The organism is Thiopseudomonas denitrificans (assembly GCF_002866065.1).
In the GTDB taxonomy this organism is placed as follows: domain Bacteria; phylum Pseudomonadota; class Gammaproteobacteria; order Pseudomonadales; family Pseudomonadaceae; genus Thiopseudomonas; species Thiopseudomonas denitrificans.
On record NZ_LNJZ01000009.1, the window covers coordinates 470671 to 488095 of the forward strand.

The 17425-nt window shown below is 60.7% G+C and carries 16 protein-coding genes and 1 pseudogene; 6 read left to right on the forward strand and 11 right to left on the reverse strand.

The genetic code is table 11. From position 1 onward, the window contains the following. Positions 1-132 precede the first annotated feature (132 nt). Positions 133-1347, forward strand: a complete 1215-nt coding sequence (locus AR306_RS11405; RefSeq protein WP_101497676.1) for an MFS transporter — start codon at positions 133-135, stop codon at positions 1345-1347. On the opposite strand, the gene AR306_RS11410 is transcribed toward AR306_RS11405, so the two are convergent. From AR306_RS11410 to AR306_RS11420, 3 genes are all read right to left on the reverse strand, one after another. Then, positions 1329-2225 carry a ChaN family lipoprotein gene (locus AR306_RS11410; RefSeq protein WP_407071217.1) on the reverse strand — a complete coding sequence of 299 codons (897 nt, stop codon included), beginning with the start codon at positions 2223-2225 and terminating at the stop codon, positions 1329-1331. The two genes, AR306_RS11405 and AR306_RS11410, sit on opposite strands and share 19 nt — an antisense overlap. Positions 2226-2294: 69 nt before the next feature. Continuing rightward, on the reverse strand, positions 2295-3389 hold the full coding sequence (locus AR306_RS11415) for a 6-phosphofructokinase (protein WP_101497678.1): 1095 nt from the start codon (positions 3387-3389) through the stop codon (positions 2295-2297). Positions 3390-3437: 48 nt separating this feature from the next. After that, on the reverse strand, positions 3438-4031 hold the full coding sequence (locus tag AR306_RS11420) for a DNA-3-methyladenine glycosylase I (RefSeq protein ID WP_240622542.1): 594 nt from the start codon (positions 4029-4031) through the stop codon (positions 3438-3440). Between the two features lie 205 nt (positions 4032-4236). On the opposite strand from AR306_RS11420, the gene AR306_RS11425 reads away from it, so the two are divergent. Beyond that, entirely contained in the window at positions 4237-4611 is a 375-nt protein-coding gene (locus AR306_RS11425) for a hypothetical protein (protein WP_101497680.1), read from the forward strand. A 117-nt stretch (positions 4612-4728) separates the two neighbouring features. On the opposite strand, the gene guaA is transcribed toward AR306_RS11425, so the two are convergent. The 4 genes from guaA to cysK form a co-directional block, all read right to left on the reverse strand. Then, positions 4729-6060 (reverse strand): glutamine-hydrolyzing GMP synthase, encoded by a 1332-nt coding sequence (gene guaA / locus AR306_RS11430; protein ID WP_101497681.1) that lies wholly within the window; start codon positions 6058-6060, stop codon positions 4729-4731. Positions 6061-6259: 199 nt separating this feature from the next. Next, a complete protein-coding gene (gene guaB / locus AR306_RS11435; protein WP_101497682.1) occupies positions 6260-7729 on the reverse strand; it encodes an IMP dehydrogenase in 1470 nt (489 codons plus the stop codon). Between the two features lie 561 nt (positions 7730-8290). After that, entirely contained in the window at positions 8291-10030 is a 1740-nt protein-coding gene (aceK, locus tag AR306_RS11440) for a bifunctional isocitrate dehydrogenase kinase/phosphatase (RefSeq protein ID WP_101497683.1), read from the reverse strand. A gap of 96 nt (positions 10031-10126) precedes the next feature. Continuing rightward, positions 10127-11101, reverse strand: coding sequence for a cysteine synthase A (gene cysK / locus AR306_RS11445; RefSeq protein ID WP_101497684.1), 975 nt, complete (start codon positions 11099-11101; stop codon positions 10127-10129). 163 nt (positions 11102-11264) lie between these two features. On the opposite strand from cysK, the gene AR306_RS11450 reads away from it, so the two are divergent. Both AR306_RS11450 and AR306_RS11455 read left to right on the forward strand, forming a co-directional pair. Beyond that, positions 11265-12107, forward strand: coding sequence for an AAA family ATPase (locus AR306_RS11450; RefSeq protein WP_101497685.1), 843 nt, complete (start codon positions 11265-11267; stop codon positions 12105-12107). A 9-nt stretch (positions 12108-12116) separates the two neighbouring features. Continuing rightward, complete coding sequence (locus AR306_RS11455) at positions 12117-13295, forward strand: vWA domain-containing protein (RefSeq protein WP_101497686.1); 1179 nt, start codon at positions 12117-12119, stop codon at positions 13293-13295. Positions 13296-13422: 127 nt separating this feature from the next. Here AR306_RS11455 and AR306_RS11460 read toward each other — a convergent pair whose 3' ends face one another. The 4 genes from AR306_RS11460 to AR306_RS11475 form a co-directional block, all read right to left on the reverse strand. After that, a complete protein-coding gene (locus tag AR306_RS11460) occupies positions 13423-14196 on the reverse strand; it encodes a class II glutamine amidotransferase (protein ID WP_101497687.1) in 774 nt (257 codons plus the stop codon). A gap of 9 nt (positions 14197-14205) precedes the next feature. Further along, on the reverse strand, positions 14206-14679 hold the full coding sequence (locus AR306_RS11465) for an MFS transporter (RefSeq protein ID WP_101498018.1): 474 nt from the start codon (positions 14677-14679) through the stop codon (positions 14206-14208). 138 nt (positions 14680-14817) lie between these two features. Then, complete coding sequence (locus tag AR306_RS11470) at positions 14818-15987, reverse strand: MFS transporter (RefSeq protein ID WP_101497688.1); 1170 nt, start codon at positions 15985-15987, stop codon at positions 14818-14820. 173 nt (positions 15988-16160) lie between these two features. Further along, positions 16161-16475, reverse strand: a complete 315-nt coding sequence (locus AR306_RS11475) for an NGG1p interacting factor NIF3 (protein WP_206168007.1) — start codon at positions 16473-16475, stop codon at positions 16161-16163. A 147-nt stretch (positions 16476-16622) separates the two neighbouring features. Here AR306_RS11475 and AR306_RS11480 point away from each other — a divergent pair, with 147 nt between their 5' ends. Beyond that, on the forward strand, positions 16623-16859 hold the full coding sequence (locus AR306_RS11480; protein ID WP_206168008.1) for a DUF2798 domain-containing protein: 237 nt from the start codon (positions 16623-16625) through the stop codon (positions 16857-16859). Between the two features lie 217 nt (positions 16860-17076). Beyond that, positions 17077-17265: pseudogene (locus tag AR306_RS11485) on the forward strand (Rpn family recombination-promoting nuclease/putative transposase); the annotation flags it as partial. Between the last annotated feature and the right edge of the window lie 160 nt (positions 17266-17425).

A 17425-nucleotide genomic window follows, 5' to 3' on the forward strand; every position in this document is an offset into this window, starting at 1 on the left:
TTTTCCTTTTTTCTTTTGACCTGTTGATGCCAGCCGGCAGAGCGTATCAAACCGCCTTTGCCTGCTGTACGGCCAAAAATATTACTAAAAATGATACCATCCGGTTTTCCCTGATTACCGGCATGATCCCGCATGAACAATACAACATCCGCCCCCTCGTCCAGCGACACCCAAGGCAAGCGCAATCTCTGGCTGCTGGTCGGTGCCCAGTCACTGGGCGGGGCTTCGCCACCCATCATCATCTCGCTGGGCGGTCTGGTCGGTTTGCAACTGGCCAGTGATCCCTCACTGGCGACCCTGCCGGTCAGCCTGTTCAATCTCGGCCTGGCACTGTCCACCATTCCTGCGGCGATGCTGATGCGTTATCTGGGCCGCCGTCAGGCCTATACCCTGGGCGCCCTGCTGGCCGTTGCCGCCGGGCTGGTCTCCGCCTACGGAATTGCACAACACAGTTTCACGCTGTTTTGTATCGGCACCACGCTGGCCGGCTTCTATGCCGCCAACGTGCAGAACTACCGCTTTGCCGCCTCCGACAGCGTCCCGCCGGCACAGCGCCCAATGGCCATTTCACGCATCATGATCGGCGGGCTGGCTGCCGCGATCATCGGACCACAAGTGGTCATCTGGACGCGTGACGCCTGGGCCGGGCTGCCCTTTGCCGGCAGCTTCGTCAGCCAGGCCGGACTGGCTCTGCTGGCCTTGCCGCTACTGCTCATGCTGCGTCTGCCCAGCCTGCAGTTTGCCGTCGACACCGGTACCGCACGACCACTGCTGGATATTGCCCGGCAGCAGCGCTTCATCGTTGCCGTGGTTGCCGGCATTGTCTCTTACGGGCTGATGGCCTTCATCATGACCGCCGCCCCCATGGCCATGGTCATGCACGGTTACAATTCCGACCAGGCCACACTGGGCATCCAGTGGCATGTGCTGGCCATGTTCGGTCCCAGCTTTTTTACCGGCAAGCTGATCAACCGCTACGGCAAGATCAGCATGACCGCAGCCGGGCTGGTCATCATCGGCCTGTCCGCCCTGCTGGCACTGGCAGGCATGGAACTACTCAACTTCTGGGGCTCGCTGATCCTGCTGGGCATCGGTTGGAACTTCGGCTTTATCGGTGCCACAGCCCTGGTCACCGACACCTACAGCCAGTCCGAACGCTCCAAGGCGCAAGCCATGAACGACTTCCTGATTTTCGGCACCGTTGCCGCCGGCTCCTTCAGCTCCGGCTATCTGCTCAACACGCTGGGCTGGAGCCAGATCAACCTGTTCATGCTGCCGGTGCTGGGTGCGGTACTGCTACTGCTGTGGTGGCTGCACCTGACCGGCACTCACAGGTCGGCGCAGTAGTCCTTTTCTTCCGTCGCCGGAGTGTACCAGACATAATCGGCCATCTCCGGCGCAACCTGCTGGCCGGCTTCAAGGAAAATCAGCACCCTGAACGCCTGCCCGGGCTTCAGCGTCTGCAGATGCAAGGGAACGCCCAGGTCCTTGCGCACATGATAGGAACCGGCAATCAGCAGGCCCGGACTCGCACTGTCGAGCAACGCGCCGGCCATGGCCAGATCACGCTGCTGTTGCACGGCCACCATCGCCGGCACCTGACTGTCGGGCAGCTTGCCGCAATGGGACTCGACGATGGTCGCGCCCAGCTGCTCCTGTACCTGCGGCCGCGCCGCCGGCCCGCTCTGCAGCGGCTGCGGATCACGGTAGATCGACATCAGGGCTTCCCGGTCCAGATTGCCGGCGCGTAACGCCCACGGCCGGTTCACCGCATACTCGACAAGCGGGCCGTATTGCTGCCAGTCCCAGCCCTTGCTCCACTCCAGCGCGGCTGGCAAATCTGCTATCGCCTCCCCGGCGGCAAGGCGGGCACGTACCCCGTCCACCAGGAGTTGTTGGCCCGATGTCAGCATTTCCAGCACCAGGCTGCCCTGCGCACGCTCCCGCTCCAGTGCCTGCAGTAGCCAGAGCTGCAAGGCATGGTGGTCGGGATTGTCGTGTTTTTCCCCCAGCAGCACCAGCGGCTCACCGGCCAGCTCGCCAACCAGTTCGACAGCATCAAGCACACGGCCGCTGGCCAGGCTGACAATCCGGCCGGTATCGGGATGATCCAGCAAGCGCGGGCTTTGCCAGGCCGGTAACGGCTGTCCGGCACCAACCGCCGTGCAGCCCTGCACTGCAGCCAGAACGCAAGCAGCCAGACACCATGGCAGAAGTTTTGCTATTTTCACCGGTTTTCCTTTTCAGCATGTGAAGTGACGCACAACCCGGAGGCGTGCATCGGAAGGCGGTCGTCAGTCGCCAAAGCTGATGTCCATGTCACGGGCGGTCAGGACGGTATCCCCCCTGGGATCAACCCGTTTCTCGACACTCAGCGCCTCGGCCATGGTCACCAGGGCAATGCGGTCGGACTTGAGCGCAACCATGTGGCCCAACTTGCCGGCCTCGATCGCGCGCACCGCCGCCGCACCGAAGCGCAGCGCCAGCAGCCGGTCAAAGGTGGTCGGCGAGCCACCGCGCTGCAGGTGTCCGAGCACCAGCGAACGGGTGTCCTTGCCAGTGCGACTGGCGATTTCCTGTGCCACATATTCGGCAATGCCGCCCAGCACCACATGCTCACGCCCCAGGCCGGCCTCGCTTTTGACAACCACGTCACCGCCCGCCGGCATGGCCCCTTCGGCCACGACGACAATGCCGTATTTGCGACCATTGAGCTCGTTACCCATCAAGTGGGCACAGATCTTGTCGATATCGAACGGGATCTCCGGGATCAGGATGACATCCGCATTGCCGGAAATCCCGCTGTTCAGGGCAATGAAGCCGGCATCACGGCCCATCACTTCCACTACCATGATGCGGTCGTGTGACTTGGCCGTGGAGTGCAGGCGATCAATCGCTTCGGTGGCAATACCGGTGGCGGTATCAAAACCGAAGGTCATTTCGGTGCCGCCCAGGTCATTGTCGATCGTCTTGGGCACGCCAATCACCGGCATGCCCAGGTCGGAAAAGCGTTTGGCAATTTCCATGCTGCCATCGCCACCCACAGCAATCAGCGCATCAAAACCCAACCGTTTGAAGTTTTCCAGCACCTTGCCGGACAGGTCACGCTCTTCACAGTCGCCCGCCACATTGCATACCGGCATGCGAAACGGGTTGCCCTTGTTGGTGCTGCCCAGAATGGTACCGCCCTGAATGGCGATGCCGTCCACCACCTTGGGCGTCAGACGGATGATGTCATTGGTGTTGAGCAGCCCGGCATAACCCGACCTGATGCCATAGACTTCCCACTGGCGGTGGTGGGCAGCCATGGTCACGGCTTCAATCACAGCATTCAAACCGGGGGCATCACCACCACCGGTGTTGATGCAAATCTTCAAACGTCTGGACATGGAAGCCTCCCTGAAAAATGCGGCCAATATAGCATACTTGCCGGGAAACTATTGTGACTGCCCAGCACTTGCAGACGCATGATCCGGATGCAGGAAACAGCCGGTCAGGTGGTCATTGACCATTCCCATCGACTGCATGAACGCATAACAGCCGGTTGGGCCGACAAAGGCAAAGCCGGCCTTTTTCAGCGCCCTGCTCATGGCAGCCGACTCGGGGGTTTGTGTCGGCACTTCACGCATATCGGCAAACCGGTTGATACGCGGCTGGCCGCCAACAAAGCCCCACAGCCAGGCGGAAAAATCAACACCCTGTTGCTGCAACCGCAAATAAGCCTGCGCATTGCTGCGGACGGCCTCAAGCTTGCCGCGATGACGGATCAGGCCCCTGTCCTGCACCAGCCGGTCCAGCTCGGCGTCGGTCATGCACGCGACTTTCTGCGGATCAAAGTCATGAAAACACTGCCGGTAACGGGCACGTTTGCGCAAAACCACCAGCCAGCTCAGCCCGGCCTGCTGGCCTTCCAGGCACAGCTTTTCCAGCAACTTGCGGCTGTCATGACAGGGCCTGCCCCACTCATGGTCATGATACTCGATGTAATCGGCGTGCTGGCCCGGCCAGGGGCAGCGGTGTCTTGGCTCCACGCGGTATTCCTTGTACTGGTCAGACAGCAACAGTTGCGACAACAGGTCATCGTGTTTTCCGGCTGGTGGCATGTTAGCGTGAAAACATTGATGCCTGCACTCCGCCGCTGTCAAACACTTCGCACCGCAAGCCCGTAGCGCCTTGTGCGCAATGCCTGCCCGCATGGCAGAGCGGCTGTGCTGCCATATGGGAGGTAACCGGCAGATGCAACAGATATCCCGGATTGACCGTGCAGTGGATGCCTTGCGTTCGCGCAGCACACTGTTCCTGCTGGCCGGACTCGCAGCCGGCTGGTTGCTGTTTTCCCGTCCGGTCCCGCCGGGCATCATGCTGGTCACCTTCCATAACCAAAGCGACATGATGATCCATTCGATACATCTTGAGTTCGGTTTCAACCTCAACCAGTCCGACCTGCTCATGTTGCAACTGCGCCCGGGCGAGTCACGCACCATTGCCATCAACCATGTGCCGGGGCGCGGCTTCAATACCGAAGCCAGCTATGCCGATGGCCACGTACAAAGCTTCTGCGCCAACAGAGGCATCACCGGTCAGTACCAGAGCGTGGTGCTGCAGCGCTAGCGGCCTCTTGCAAGATTTCCTGCCAGCCATCCCGGATTCCAGTCCCGGAAAAACGAAGCCCGCTGGGGCGCGGGCTTCGGGCATTGCATCAAACAACCGGCAACACCGGAGCTGCAATCATTCCCACTCGATGGTGGCAGGCGGCTTGCTCGATACGTCATACACTACGCGGGAAATACCCTCCAGCTCGGTGATGATGCGGGTCGAGACCTTTTCGATCAGCTCGTAAGGCAGATGTGCCCAGCGGGCGGTCATGAAGTCGATGGTTTCCACTGCACGCAGGGAAATCACCCAGGCATAGCGGCGCTGGTCGTTGACCACGCCCACCGACCTGACCGGCACAAACACGGCAAACGCCTGGCTGGTCTTGTCGTACCAGCCGGCCGCTCGCAGCTCCTCGATGAAGATATGATCGGCCTGGCGCAGCAGGTCGGCATACTCCTTCCTGATCTCGCCCAAAATGCGCACACCCAGGCCGGGGCCGGGGAACGGATGACGGTAGACCATCTCGCGCGGCAGGCCCAGCTCGACGCCCAGCTTGCGCACCTCGTCCTTGAACAGCTCCTTGAGCGGCTCGACCAGCTCGAACTTCATGTCTTCGGGCAGGCCGCCGACGTTGTGGTGGGACTTGATCACCCGCGCCTTGCCATGCTTGATCGCCACCGACTCGATGATGTCGGGGTAGATGGTGCCCTGCGCAAGGAAGTCGATGCCTTCCAGCTTGGCGGATTCCTCGTCGAACACCTCGATAAAGGTACGGCCAATGATCTTGCGCTTCTCTTCCGGATCATTGACGCCCTTGAGCAGGTCGAGGAAACGCTGTTCGGCATCCACACGAATCACCTTGACACCCATGTTCTCGGCAAACATGCGCATCACCTGGTCACCCTCGTGCAGGCGCATCAGGCCGTGGTCGACAAATACGCAGGTCAGCTGGTCGCCAATGGCGCGGTGCAGCAATGCCGCTACCACCGATGAGTCCACCCCGCCGGACAGGCCCAGCAATACCTGGCGCTCGCCAACCTGGGCACGCACCTTGGCAATGGCATCCTCGATGATGTTGGCCGGCGTCCACAGGCCCTGGCAGGCGCAGTCCTGCAAGACAAAGTTTTCTACAAGCGCAGGCGTGTTGCTGTCGTCATAGGCACCAATCCGGCGGGCCACAGCAGGCAGGCCGGGATGTTCGTAACCGACGCTCAACAGTGGTACGTCCAGCTGATAGGCGGCAGCCACCGGCTGCGGATCAGCCACCAGCGGCTCGGCATCCGGATCACATGAAAGGATGATGCCTTTGGCATTGAAGGCGCGTATAGCAGCCTCATCCAGATCAAAGGGGTGAACTTCGCAATAAACACCCGCACTGCGGACCTTGCGGGCGATCAGCTGGGTGTATTCGCTGCCAAAATCGAGAACGAGGATGCGTTCGGCATGGATGTCTGGTGTAGTCATGAGGTCTGTCTCTCGAGTTGTCAGGTTGTAACCGGATTTTTGCAATTCACCCTGTAGGTGCGAATTCATTCGCACATGAGCCTCTGTTGCCCGGCTCTGCCGGGCTTGTCCGAATAAATTCGCACCTACAGGAAGCGGGTTAAACCGGATGTTTCAGCATAAAACAACAAACCGCCGTTAAGGCGGTTTGTTTCCAGGGTCAGCCCACGCGGTAGTTGGGCGCTTCCTTGGTGATCTGCACGTCATGGACGTGCGACTCGGCCATGCCGGCTCCGGTGATGCGCACAAACTGCGGTTTGCTACGCATCTCCTCGATGCTGGCACTGCCGGTGTAGCCCATGGCGGCACGCAGGCCACCCATCAGCTGGTGCACGATGGCGGACATGCTGCCCTTGTAGGGCACGCGCCCTTCAATGCCTTCGGGTACCAGTTTCTCGGCTCCGCCGGTGCTGTCCTGGAAGTAGCGGTCGGACGAGCCCTGTGCCTGCGCCATGGCGCCCAGCGAACCCATGCCACGGTAGGACTTGTACGAGCGGCCCTGGAACAGCTCGATCTCGCCGGGCGACTCTTCGGTACCGGCAAACATGGAGCCCATCATCACGGTATCCGCGCCGGCGACGATCGCCTTGGCCAGGTCACCGGAAAAGCGGATGCCGCCATCGGCGATCATCGGTACACCGGTGCCCTTGAGCGCCGCTGAAACATTGGCAATCGCGCTGATTTGCGGTACACCAACGCCGGCAACAATGCGGGTAGTGCAGATGGAGCCGGGGCCGATGCCGACCTTGACCGCGTCGGCACCAGCCTTGACCAGATCCAGCGCGGCTTCGGCAGTAGCGATATTGCCACCGATCACCTGCACCTGCGGGAAGTTTTCCTTGACCCAGCGTACGCGGTCGATCACGCCCCTGGAATGGCCGTGTGCGGTATCCACCACGACCACGTCGACGCCAACAGCAGCCAGGGCGCGGATGCGCTCTTCGGTGTCGGCACCGGTGCCTACGGCAGCGCCCACACGCAGGCGGCCCTGTTCGTCCTTGGAGGCCAGCGGGTAGCTCTTGGCTTTTTCGATGTCGCGGAAAGTAACCATGCCGCGCAACTCGAACTGGTCATTGACGATCAGCATTTTCTCGATGCGGTGCTCGTACAGCTTGGCCTTGATCTCTTCCAGGCCAGTGCCTTCCGGGACGGTCACCAGACGCTCTTTCGGCGTCATGATGGCGGCCACGGTATCGCAGGTGTTCGGCATCACGCGCAGGTCACGGCCGGTAACGATGCCGACCAGCTTGCCGCCCTCGATCACCGGAAAGCCGGAGAAACCCAGCTCGCGGGTCTGCGCCAGCAGGTCAACGGTTTTCATGTCGGGGGTGACGGTGACCGGATCGTGGACAATCGCGGTCTCATGGCGCTTGACCTTGCGTACTTGCGCGGCCTGCTGCTCGATGGTCATGTTCTTGTGCACGATGCCGATGCCGCCTTCCTGGGCCATGGCAATGGCCAGACGGGCTTCGGTCACGGTATCCATGGCCGCAGACAGCAACGGGATGTTGATTTCAATATCGCGGGTCAGGCGGGTTTTCAGGGTCACGTCCTTGGGCAGAACTTCGGAGTAACCGGGGATAAGTAGCACGTCGTCGAACGTGAGGGCTTCTTGACTGATACGCAGCATGTTGGGTGCTCCCGTACGGGAAAATTGAAAGCGCCGAATTATAGCTTGCGGGATGTTTTTTTTCTAGCGGTGTTTAATTTTTCGGAGTTGCTTGTGGTCTGGTTTGAGCCGTTGCGGGCCGGCAGGACACTCCGCAAAGCTCGCGTCGCCACGCCCGGCAAGCCGGACATGCCGACAAGGCTTTGCTACGGTCCCGCCAGCCCGATGCACACCGCTGTTATTGGAGAGATTTCTGGTCCGGCTGCGCCGGACTGCTGTCGCCAGGTGCTGGCCAAATCCGGAGGCACAAGTACAGCACCGCGGAACAGGCTCACACGGCGACAGCAGCCCGGCATGGCCGGGCCCTCTCCCCCACCCCGCACAAGTGGCAAGTCCGGGTGGCAGGACCGGAGCAAGGCATCAGCAACAGGGACGAAGCTTCGCTTCGGCACTGGCAGCGTCAGCCTTGCGGAGTGTCCTGCCACCCGGACCAGCGCAGTGCAAAACCCACAAACCCAGCCTTGCGCAGCACCTCGCCACCCGCACCAGCGCAGTGCAAACCCCAATCCACCAAAAACCAGATCAGGCTGTATAGGTGTACTCGGGGTCCTTGCGCCGCTTGTAGGGAAACACATCAATGACCTTGCCTTCCCGAATGGCCTCCTGCAGCCCCTGCCAATAGCCGGCCCTGAACAAGTCACCATGCAGCTGGCTGAAGATCTTGCGGTGCCGGATATCGGTGAACAAAAACACCGGAAACTCCTCCGGAAACACGTCATTCGGAGCGACCGAATACCAGGGCTCGGCCGCCCACTCGTCTTCCGGGTAGCGCGGTGGCGGAATCACGCGAAAGTTCACCTCGGTCAGGTAGGTAATCTCGTCGTAATCGTAGAACACCACCCGCCCGTGCCGGGTCACGCCAAAGTTCTTCAGCAGCATGTCACCGGGGAAAATGTTCGCTGCCGCCAGCTGTTTGATCGCCCAGCCATAGTCATCCAGCGCATCACGCATCTGCTGCTCGCTGGTGGCATTGTCCAGGTAGATGTTCAATGGCGTCATGCGCCGTTCGGTCCAGCAGTGGCGCACCAGCACCTCGTCACCCTGCACCTCGATGGTGGATGGAGCCACATCCAGCAGTTCTTCCAGACACTCGGGATCAAACTTGGCCAGCGGAAAGCGCAGGTCGGAAAACTCCTGCGTATCGGCCAGCCGGCCCACCCGGTCAACATATTTGACCAGCCGGTAGCGGTCGATCACCATGGCGCGATCCACGGTTTTGGATGGCGAAAAACGGTCCTTGATCACCTTGAATACCGTGTTATAGCCGGGCAGGGTGAACACCGTCATGACCATGCCGCGAATGCCCGGTGCCATCATGAAACGGTCATCGGTTTCGTCCAGGTGGCGCATCAGCGAACGGTAGAACTCGGTCTTGCCCTGCTTGTAGAAACCGATCGAGGTATACAGCTCCCACAGATGCTTGCGCGGCAGAATCTTCTGCAGGAAGCTGATGAACTCCGACGGATAGGCCACCCGCACCATGAAATACGAGCGGGTGAATGAAAAGATGATCGAGGCTTCCGCCTCGTCGGTAATCGCCGCGTCAAAGCGCACTCCCTGCCCCTCGATATTGAGCAACGGAAACAGCAACGGCCACTGCTCTTCGGCAGTGAAGACCCGCCCGATGATATAGGCGCCCTTGTTGCGGTACAGCCGCGAACTGTACAGCTCGATGCTCAGGTCCGGGTCCTTGCATACCCATTCCGGCAGGCTTTGTCGCAACTGGTATTCGATGCGCTCCAGATCCCCCTCCGGGTTGGCAAAGGGGATCTCGAAGCGATAATCACCCATGATCTGGCGCAGCGTACCCTTCAGGTCACCGGCCGGACGATACAGCCGGATCTGCATCGGCGTCTCGCCGCTCACCCGCCCCTGCCGGGTGGTCTGCACAAACATGTTCTCGTTGCAGATCTTGTCATGGCTGAACAGGCTGTTGAACACCGAGTTGTACCAGGTCTCCGACAGCTCATCGTCCAGCCGCAGGTCAATCTGCCCCATATAGGACTGCTTGATCGCCGACCAGTTACCCACATCCAGCAGCACGGCCTCGCCATACAGGCTGACCAGCCCGTCACGGGTCTGCTCGATGTGTTCCTTGTAAATCTGGATACGGCGGGCGGAGGCGTGCTGGATTTCCTGCCACTGGGCCTGCTCGAAGCGATAGCGCCCCAGGTTGGTGATCTGCCGGAACTCCTTGCGATAGGCATCAAAGCCATTGAGGATCTGCCGGGCAATGGCAGTGGCAGGGCATCGGGCTGTCATCGGGGCGTCTCCTTGACCTTGGGCACATCAAATGCCCGCATTGTGGCATCTTTTATTGCCGTTGTCCCACGCACTCCGCGCAGGACAACGGCCCTCTTACTGCTGCAATTCCTGCTCGGTGAACAGGCCGTCAAACAGCATGCTGGACAGATAACGCTCGCCGGAATCCGGCAGCACCACCACAATGGTCTTGCCCTGCATGGCCGGCTGCTGCGCCAGCCGTACCGCCGCCACCATCGCCGCTCCGCTGGAAATGCCGCTCAGGATGCCTTCCTCGCGCATCAGGCGCAGCGCCATCTGCTTGGCATCCTCATCATCAACCTGCTCCACCTGGTCGACCAGGCTCATGTCCAGATTGCCCGGAATGAAGCCGGCACCCAGCCCCTGGATCTTGTGCGGCGCCGGGGTCAATTCCTGGCCGGCCCTGGCCTGGCTGATCACCGGCGAGCCGGTCGGCTCCACCGCCACCGTCAGGATGTTCTTGCCACACTGCTGCTTGATGTAGCGGGACACACCGGTCAGGGTACCGCCGGTACCGACACCGCTGACCAGCACGTCAATCGCGCCATCGGTATCGTTCCAGATCTCCGGACCCGTGGTTTTTTCATGGATGTCGGGGTTGGCCGGATTCTCGAACTGCTGCAGCATGATGACATTGTCGGGGTCGGCATCCACCAGCTCCTGCGCCCTGGCGATGGCACCCTTCATGCCCTTGGCCGGCTCGGTCAACACCAGTTCGGCACCCAGTGCCTTGAGAATCTTGCGCCGTTCCAGGCTCATCGAGGACGGCATGGTCAGGATCAGCCGGTAACCCTTGGCCGCAGCGACAAACGCCAGGCCGATGCCGGTGTTGCCGGAGGTCGGCTCAACCATGGTTACACCGGGCTTGAGACGGCCACTGCGCTCGGCAGCCTCGATCATGGCGGCACCAATGCGGCACTTGACCGAACCGGCCGGGTTACGCGACTCGACCTTGGCCAGGATGCTGACGCCCTTCGGCGCGAGCCGGTTGATTTGCACCAGCGGCGTGTTGCCGACACTCTGCGCGTTGTCGATATAGATTTTGGCCATTAGCTGTTGCCCTCTTTTTGCATGTCTGTTGTATACCCCGGCAGTGCAGGCGCTGATACGCTCCCGCCAACCATTCGCTTGCTGTTATAGTCACAACATCTAACCATAAGCCGCTGCCGCATGCAGCGACGAAAAACACATAACTTTAGTACAAGAGCCACGCATGAAATTTACCGGTACCTCCTCCTACGTCGCCACCGATGACCTGAAACTGGCGGTCAACGCCGCCATCACCCTCGAACGCCCGCTGCTGGTAAAAGGCGAGCCCGGCACCGGCAAGACCATGCTCGCCGAAGAGCTGGCCGACGCCTTCGGCGCCCGCCTGATCACCTGGCACATCAAGTCCACCACCAAGGCCCACCAGGGCCTGTACGAGTACGACGCGGTCAGCCGCCTGCGCGACTCCCAGCTCAACTCCGAGCGGGTACACGACATCGGCAACTACATCGTCAAGGGCAAGCTGTGGGAAGCCTTCGAGGCCGAAGACCGTGTGATCCTGCTGATTGATGAAATCGACAAGGCCGACATCGAATTCCCCAACGACCTGCTACAAGAGCTGGATCGCATGGAGTTCTACGTCTACGAAACCGACCAGACCATCAGGGCGAAAAAGCGCCCGATCATCATCATCACTTCCAACAACGAGAAAGAGCTGCCGGACGCCTTCCTGCGCCGCTGCTTCTTCCACTACATCGCCTTCCCGGATGCCGAAACCTTGCGCCAGATCGTCGATGTACACTACCCCGACATCAGCCAGCAGCTGGTCAGCCAGGCGCTGGAAATCTTTTTCGACATCCGCAAGGCACCCGGCCTGAAAAAGAAGCCCTCCACCAGCGAACTGGTAGACTGGCTCAAGCTGCTGATGGCCGACCAGATCGGTGTCGATGCCCTGCGCGAGGCCGATGCCAGCAAGGCACTGCCGCCACTGGCCGGCGCACTGGTCAAGAACGAACAGGACATCATGCTGCTGGAGCGGCTGGCCTTCATGAACCGCAATCGCCGCTAAGGGCCCGTCATGCTGTTAAGCCTGTTTCACGAGCTGCGCGCGGCGCGCGTGCCGGTCTCGCTGCGCGAGCTGCTCGACCTGATCGCCGCGCTGGAGCGCAATGTGGTGTTCGCCGACATGGACGAATTCTACTATCTGGCGCGCGCCCTGCTGGTCAAGGACGAGCGCCATTACGACAAGTTCGACCGCGCCTTTGCCGCCTATTTCAAGGGGCTGAAAAATCTTCAGGAGCACATCGAGGCGCTGATCCCCGACGAATGGCTGCGCCGAGAGTTCATGCGCCAGCTCAGCGAAGAAGACAAGGCGAAAATCGAGTCTCTCGGCGGGCTGGACAAGCTGATCGAGACCTTCAAGCAGCGCCTGCAAGAACAGCAAAAGAAACATGCCGGCGGCAACAAGTGGATAGGTACCGGCGGCACCAGTCCGTTCGGCTCCGGTGGCTACCACCCGGAAGGCATCCGCATCGGCAATGCCGGCGAACGCCAGGGCCGTGCGGTCAAGGTGTGGGAGCAGCGCGAATACAAGAATCTGGACGAGGACGAGCAGCTCAATACCCGTTCGATCCAGATGGCACTACGCCGCCTGCGCCAGTTTGCCCGCCAGGGTGCCGCCGAGGAACTGGACCTGCAAGGCACCATCGAACACACCGCCCGCGATGGCGGCCTGCTCAATATCCGCATGCGGCCGGAGCGGCGCAATACCGTCAAGCTGCTGATCCTGTTCGATATCGGCGGCTCGATGGACGCCCATATCGAGGAATGCCAGGCGCTGTTCAGTGCCTGCCGCAGCGAGTTCAAGCATCTGGAGTATTACTATTTCCACAATTTCATTTACGAATCAGTGTGGAAAAACAACATGCGCCGTACCAGCGAGCGCACGCCCACCTACGACCTGCTGCACACCTATGGCAGCGACTGGAAGGTGATCTTTGTCGGTGATGCCAGCATGGCGCCCTACGAGGTGAGTCATGCCGGCGGCAGTGTCGAACACTGGAATGACGAGCCCGGTTACCTCTGGATGCAGCGCTTCATGCAGCACTTCGACCGGCTGGTGTGGCTCAACCCCTACCCGCAGCACAGCTGGCACTACACCCGCTCAATCGGCATGATCCGCGAGCTGGTGGAAGGCGAAATGTACCCCATGACCCTGTCCGGACTGGAACAGGCGATGCAGTCTTTGTCGCGCTGATACAACTGTAGGTGCGAATTCATTCGCACAAAAACTGCACTACCGTGCGCATAAATTCGTGCACTGCTGTGTGAATAAGCTGGTGCACTGCTGTGCGAATAAATTCGCACCTGTTACAGCTTCGCACCTACAGCCCGCCCTGCGCCAGCACCTCACCGTTGCGCCAGAGCACCCACTCGCCAGGCTGGTAGATGTGCCAGTTCTCGTTGTCGGTCAGCGGCTCGGTAGCAATCACGCTAACCACATCGTTTGGTGTGGTCTCGGCATGGAAATCGACAGTCAGGTCGGCATCTTTCAGGGTGGCCGGGCCAAAGGGCGCACGGCGGGTGATGCGCGCCAGCTTGGTCGAGCAATAGCTGAACAGCCAGTCTCCATTGCTCAGCAGGCAGTTGAATACGCCCTTGCCGCGATATTCCTCACAGGCGGCAACCAGTACCGGCAGCATGGCATCCGGCTCCGGTGCATCGGCAAAGGTGCTGCGCAGGCGATTGAGCAGATCACAAAAGGCCGCCTCGCTGTCGGTATCCCCGACCGGCCGGTAAAATCCCGGCTCCGGAGCAAAGCCCGCCAGCTGGCCATTGTGGGCAAAACACCAGTTGCGCCCCCACAGCTCGCGCACAAAGGGATGGGTATTGGCCAGGCTCACAGCGCCGACATTGGCCTGGCGAATATGGCCAATCACCGCCGTGCTCTTGATCGGATAACGCTGCACCAGCTGCGCCACCTCCGAATCGACACTAGCCTGCGGGTCCTGGAACAGGCGCAGGCCACGGCCTTCATAAAAACCGATCCCCCAGCCATCGCGGTGCGGGCCGGTACCGCCACCACGCTGCATCAGCCCGGTAAAGCTGAAAACGATATCCGTTGGCACGTTGGCACTCATGCCCAGCAACTCGCACATGACAGCCTCCTAACGACGGGCAACAATGCCCGGCTCCCCGGTATCAAACAGCTCTTTCTGGTCCAGCAGCTCGCGCAGGGTTGGCTCGGTCTGCGGCACTGCTTCCCCGGGCGTCTGCTGGCCGGCTTTTTCCGCACGGCGCGGTTTGAGCCAGTAATGCTCGACCAGAAAACGCAAGATGGCAAAAATCAGATAGAGCGTGAACGCCACGGTGCCATACAGCATGATGTCGGCCAGCGCCCGCCAGGCATCGTTATTGACCTTGAAGGCAATGTCCATCGCCGCCATGGCCAGCGACGGCACCCACGCCGTGCCATTGGGATCGACCAGCGTCGGGCTGAACAGCAATACCGCCACCGCCAGCCACAGCGGCTCGCGCAGGTAACGCCACATCCAGCGGGTGAAAAACGTCCACACCCAGAAACACCCCAGTGCTGCCACGCCGTACAGCACCCAGGCCAGTTCGTATTCGTTGCTAATCATGCCATGCCCACCGATAAACAGGGCGCATATCATAACGAAAAGCCACCGCCCCGGTAAGGGCCATGCCCGGCAAGACGCAAGGCAAAATCATAATCACCGGCTCAGGCCAGGCAGGCGCGATCGTTCGTGCCGACCGCCCTACAAACGCCAGGCCCGCACCATCGCCAACAACAAAGCCGCAGCGAGGCAGCCCAGCAGCGGCACCCAGCCCCAGTGCTGCCATACCCAGCCCATCACGTACCCAAGCACACTGGAGCCAAGATAATAGGCACACAGGTACAGCGCCGATGCCTGTGCCCTGGCCCCGCCGGCCCGTTGTCCGACCAGTCCGCTGGCCACCGCATGGGCGGCAAAAAAACCGGTGGTAAACAGCGCCAGCCCGCCAACGATCAGCGGCAGCCATGGCACCAGGCACAGCAAGATACCCGCCAGCATCATCACCAGCGCCGCCAGCAACACCGTTCGTGCACCACGGGCACTGACCAGCTTGCCCGCCGCATTGGAACTCCAGATGCCAAGCAAATAGACCAGAAACAGAAAACCGATCAGGGTACCGGACAGGCTGAACGGTTCACTCGACAGGTAGAAACCGATGTAATTGAACAGGGCGACAAAGCTGCCCATCAGCAGAAAAGACAGGAAAAACAGCACCCGCAAATCGGCATTGGCCAGGTGGCGGCCAAAGTTGCCCAGCAAGCCGCGCAACGACAGGGGCTGCGCGACAAAGTGGCGTGACGGCGGCAGCAGCCAGACGAACAGCACACTGGCCAGCAGGCCCAGCGCGGCAATCCCGCCCAGCGCCAGCGTCCAGCCACCCAGATCACTCAATACCCCGGTCAGCAAGCGCCCGAGCAAACCGCCCAGCGCCGTGCCGCCGATATACAGCCCCATCGCCACCGGCAAGGAAGCGGGATCGAATTCTTCACCAATATAAGCCATGGCCAGCGCCGGCAGACCGCTCAGGGCCAGCCCCAACAGGGTGCGCAACACCAGCAGCAGGTGCCAGTCGCGCACCAGCGCCGTGGCCAGCCCCAGGCTACAGGCCAGCAGCAATGCCGTCACCATCACCGGCTTGCGCCCCCAGCTTTCGCTCAGGGCACCGGACAACAGCAACCCGCCGGCCAGACCGAAGGTGGTCACCGACAGTGCCAAGCTGCTGCTGGCCGACGATACGCCAAAAAACTCGGCCAGCTGCGGCAACAGCGGCTGTACGCAGTACAGCAGGGCAAAGGTGGCAAAACCGCCGCAAAACAGCGCCAGCGTCGCCCGCCGGTACTCACGGCTGCCCAGTACAATGAATTCCGCCACACGCTACCCCACCAGTCCACCCACACCAAGCCAAGCACCTGCCTGCCATTCTGTGCGCAGTGCAGTCGCAGAACCCGTCACGGGTTGCATTCTGTTCCTACGTTTTCACACAGAGTGACACACTAAAGTCCCCGGCAGTGTATCGGCAAAATTGCAAGCAAGCTATCGTCTTGCTATACATCCAGCATCGGCAATACCGCATAGGCCGGCTCCTCATACGGGTGCGCCGTGCGCAATGCCTGCATCACGTCTCCGAGCGCCGCTTCCGGCACCAGCATTTCCACCCGCCACTCGGGCAACTGCTCCAGCCGGCCCTGCTCGCCAATGAATGGTGCGGCACCGGGCAGCGGCTGAAACTGCCCCTGCCCCAGCACCTGCCAACAACACTGCTGATAGTCCCCCAGGCGGCCCGCCCCGGCGCCAAATACCGCCGCCTTGACCGCATCAAGATGAGATTCGGGAACATAAAAAATCAGGGTGTAATGCACGGCAACCTCCACAACACGGCATGCGACAACCGGTCATGCCGACAATTTTGTCTGTTTCGCAAATTAGATTACTATAACCTTAAATAAAAACCGCGCTGCGCCACACCGGCAGCGCTGCATGCCTTTCAGCCAACGAGGAAACCTCACGTGTTCAGCCCCCGCTTTGCTCCGCTGGCGTTTGCCATCCTGATGTCATTCTACATGGTCAGCGGCATGACCTTTGTCATTACCTGGGTCAACACCGGCCTGGGCGGCGACTTTTTACTGCGCTGGGGCAAGGCATTCCTGGTGGCCTGGCCGGTTGCATTTTTGCTGGTCCTGGCCGGCGCACCGCGCATCCGCCGGCTGGTTGAAGGCCTGGTAATCAAACCACAGCAATCTTGATGGCAGATGCCGCTTGGGCCGGTCCGGACAGTACCTGACCTGCCTGCCGCACGAAAACCCTCGCTTACGCTCACAGGCAGCCGCGCCGGCTGCCGTCGTGACAGGCTGCGCCAGCCCTTCCTCATGATCACACCCCATACCAAAGACCAACCATCCCGCCCGATATAACCCTCTATACTGGCCACAGGAAAGGAATCCCATAACGACAGGAGGTCACATGGCAAAGCACCATGATACCGGCTATAAGGAGCTGTTCAGCCACCCCGAATTTGTCGAGGCATTGCTGGATGGCTTTGTTCCCCGCCCCATCAGCCAGCTGCTGGATTACAGCACCCTCGCCAGCCAGCCCGGCCACTACATCACACCGCTGCTTGATGAAAAAATCGAGGACGCGGTCTGGTCAGTACAATTCAGGGCAGATGCCAGCAGACATGCAACGCGTAGCCAGAGAAATTGCCGACACCTTCGAAGCCCTGTTTGCCTGACGACAAGATTCCCGCCCGCACATCCAATACCACCACTGCAGGAGCGAATTGCCACGCTCCTGCAGCCAGCTATTTTCAGGC

Bases quoted from the DNA above. Each gene is read 5' to 3' on its own strand.
- AR306_RS11405 (WP_101497676.1), top strand. From the start codon at position 133: ATGAACAATACAACATCCGCCCCCTCGTCCAGCGACACCCAAGGCAAG.
- AR306_RS11415 (WP_101497678.1), bottom strand. From the start codon at position 3,389: ATGTCCAGACGTTTGAAGATTTGCATCAACACCGGTGGTGGTGATGCC.
- AR306_RS11425 (WP_101497680.1), top strand. From the start codon at position 4,237: ATGCAACAGATATCCCGGATTGACCGTGCAGTGGATGCCTTGCGTTCG.
- guaA (WP_101497681.1), bottom strand. From the start codon at position 6,060: ATGACTACACCAGACATCCATGCCGAACGCATCCTCGTTCTCGATTTT.
- guaB (WP_101497682.1), bottom strand. From the start codon at position 7,729: ATGCTGCGTATCAGTCAAGAAGCCCTCACGTTCGACGACGTGCTACTT.
- aceK (WP_101497683.1), bottom strand. From the start codon at position 10,030: ATGACAGCCCGATGCCCTGCCACTGCCATTGCCCGGCAGATCCTCAAT.
- cysK (WP_101497684.1), bottom strand. From the start codon at position 11,101: ATGGCCAAAATCTATATCGACAACGCGCAGAGTGTCGGCAACACGCCG.
- AR306_RS11450 (WP_101497685.1), top strand. From the start codon at position 11,265: ATGAAATTTACCGGTACCTCCTCCTACGTCGCCACCGATGACCTGAAA.
- AR306_RS11455 (WP_101497686.1), top strand. From the start codon at position 12,117: ATGCTGTTAAGCCTGTTTCACGAGCTGCGCGCGGCGCGCGTGCCGGTC.
- AR306_RS11460 (WP_101497687.1), bottom strand. From the start codon at position 14,196: ATGTGCGAGTTGCTGGGCATGAGTGCCAACGTGCCAACGGATATCGTT.
- AR306_RS11465 (WP_101498018.1), bottom strand. From the start codon at position 14,679: ATGATTAGCAACGAATACGAACTGGCCTGGGTGCTGTACGGCGTGGCA.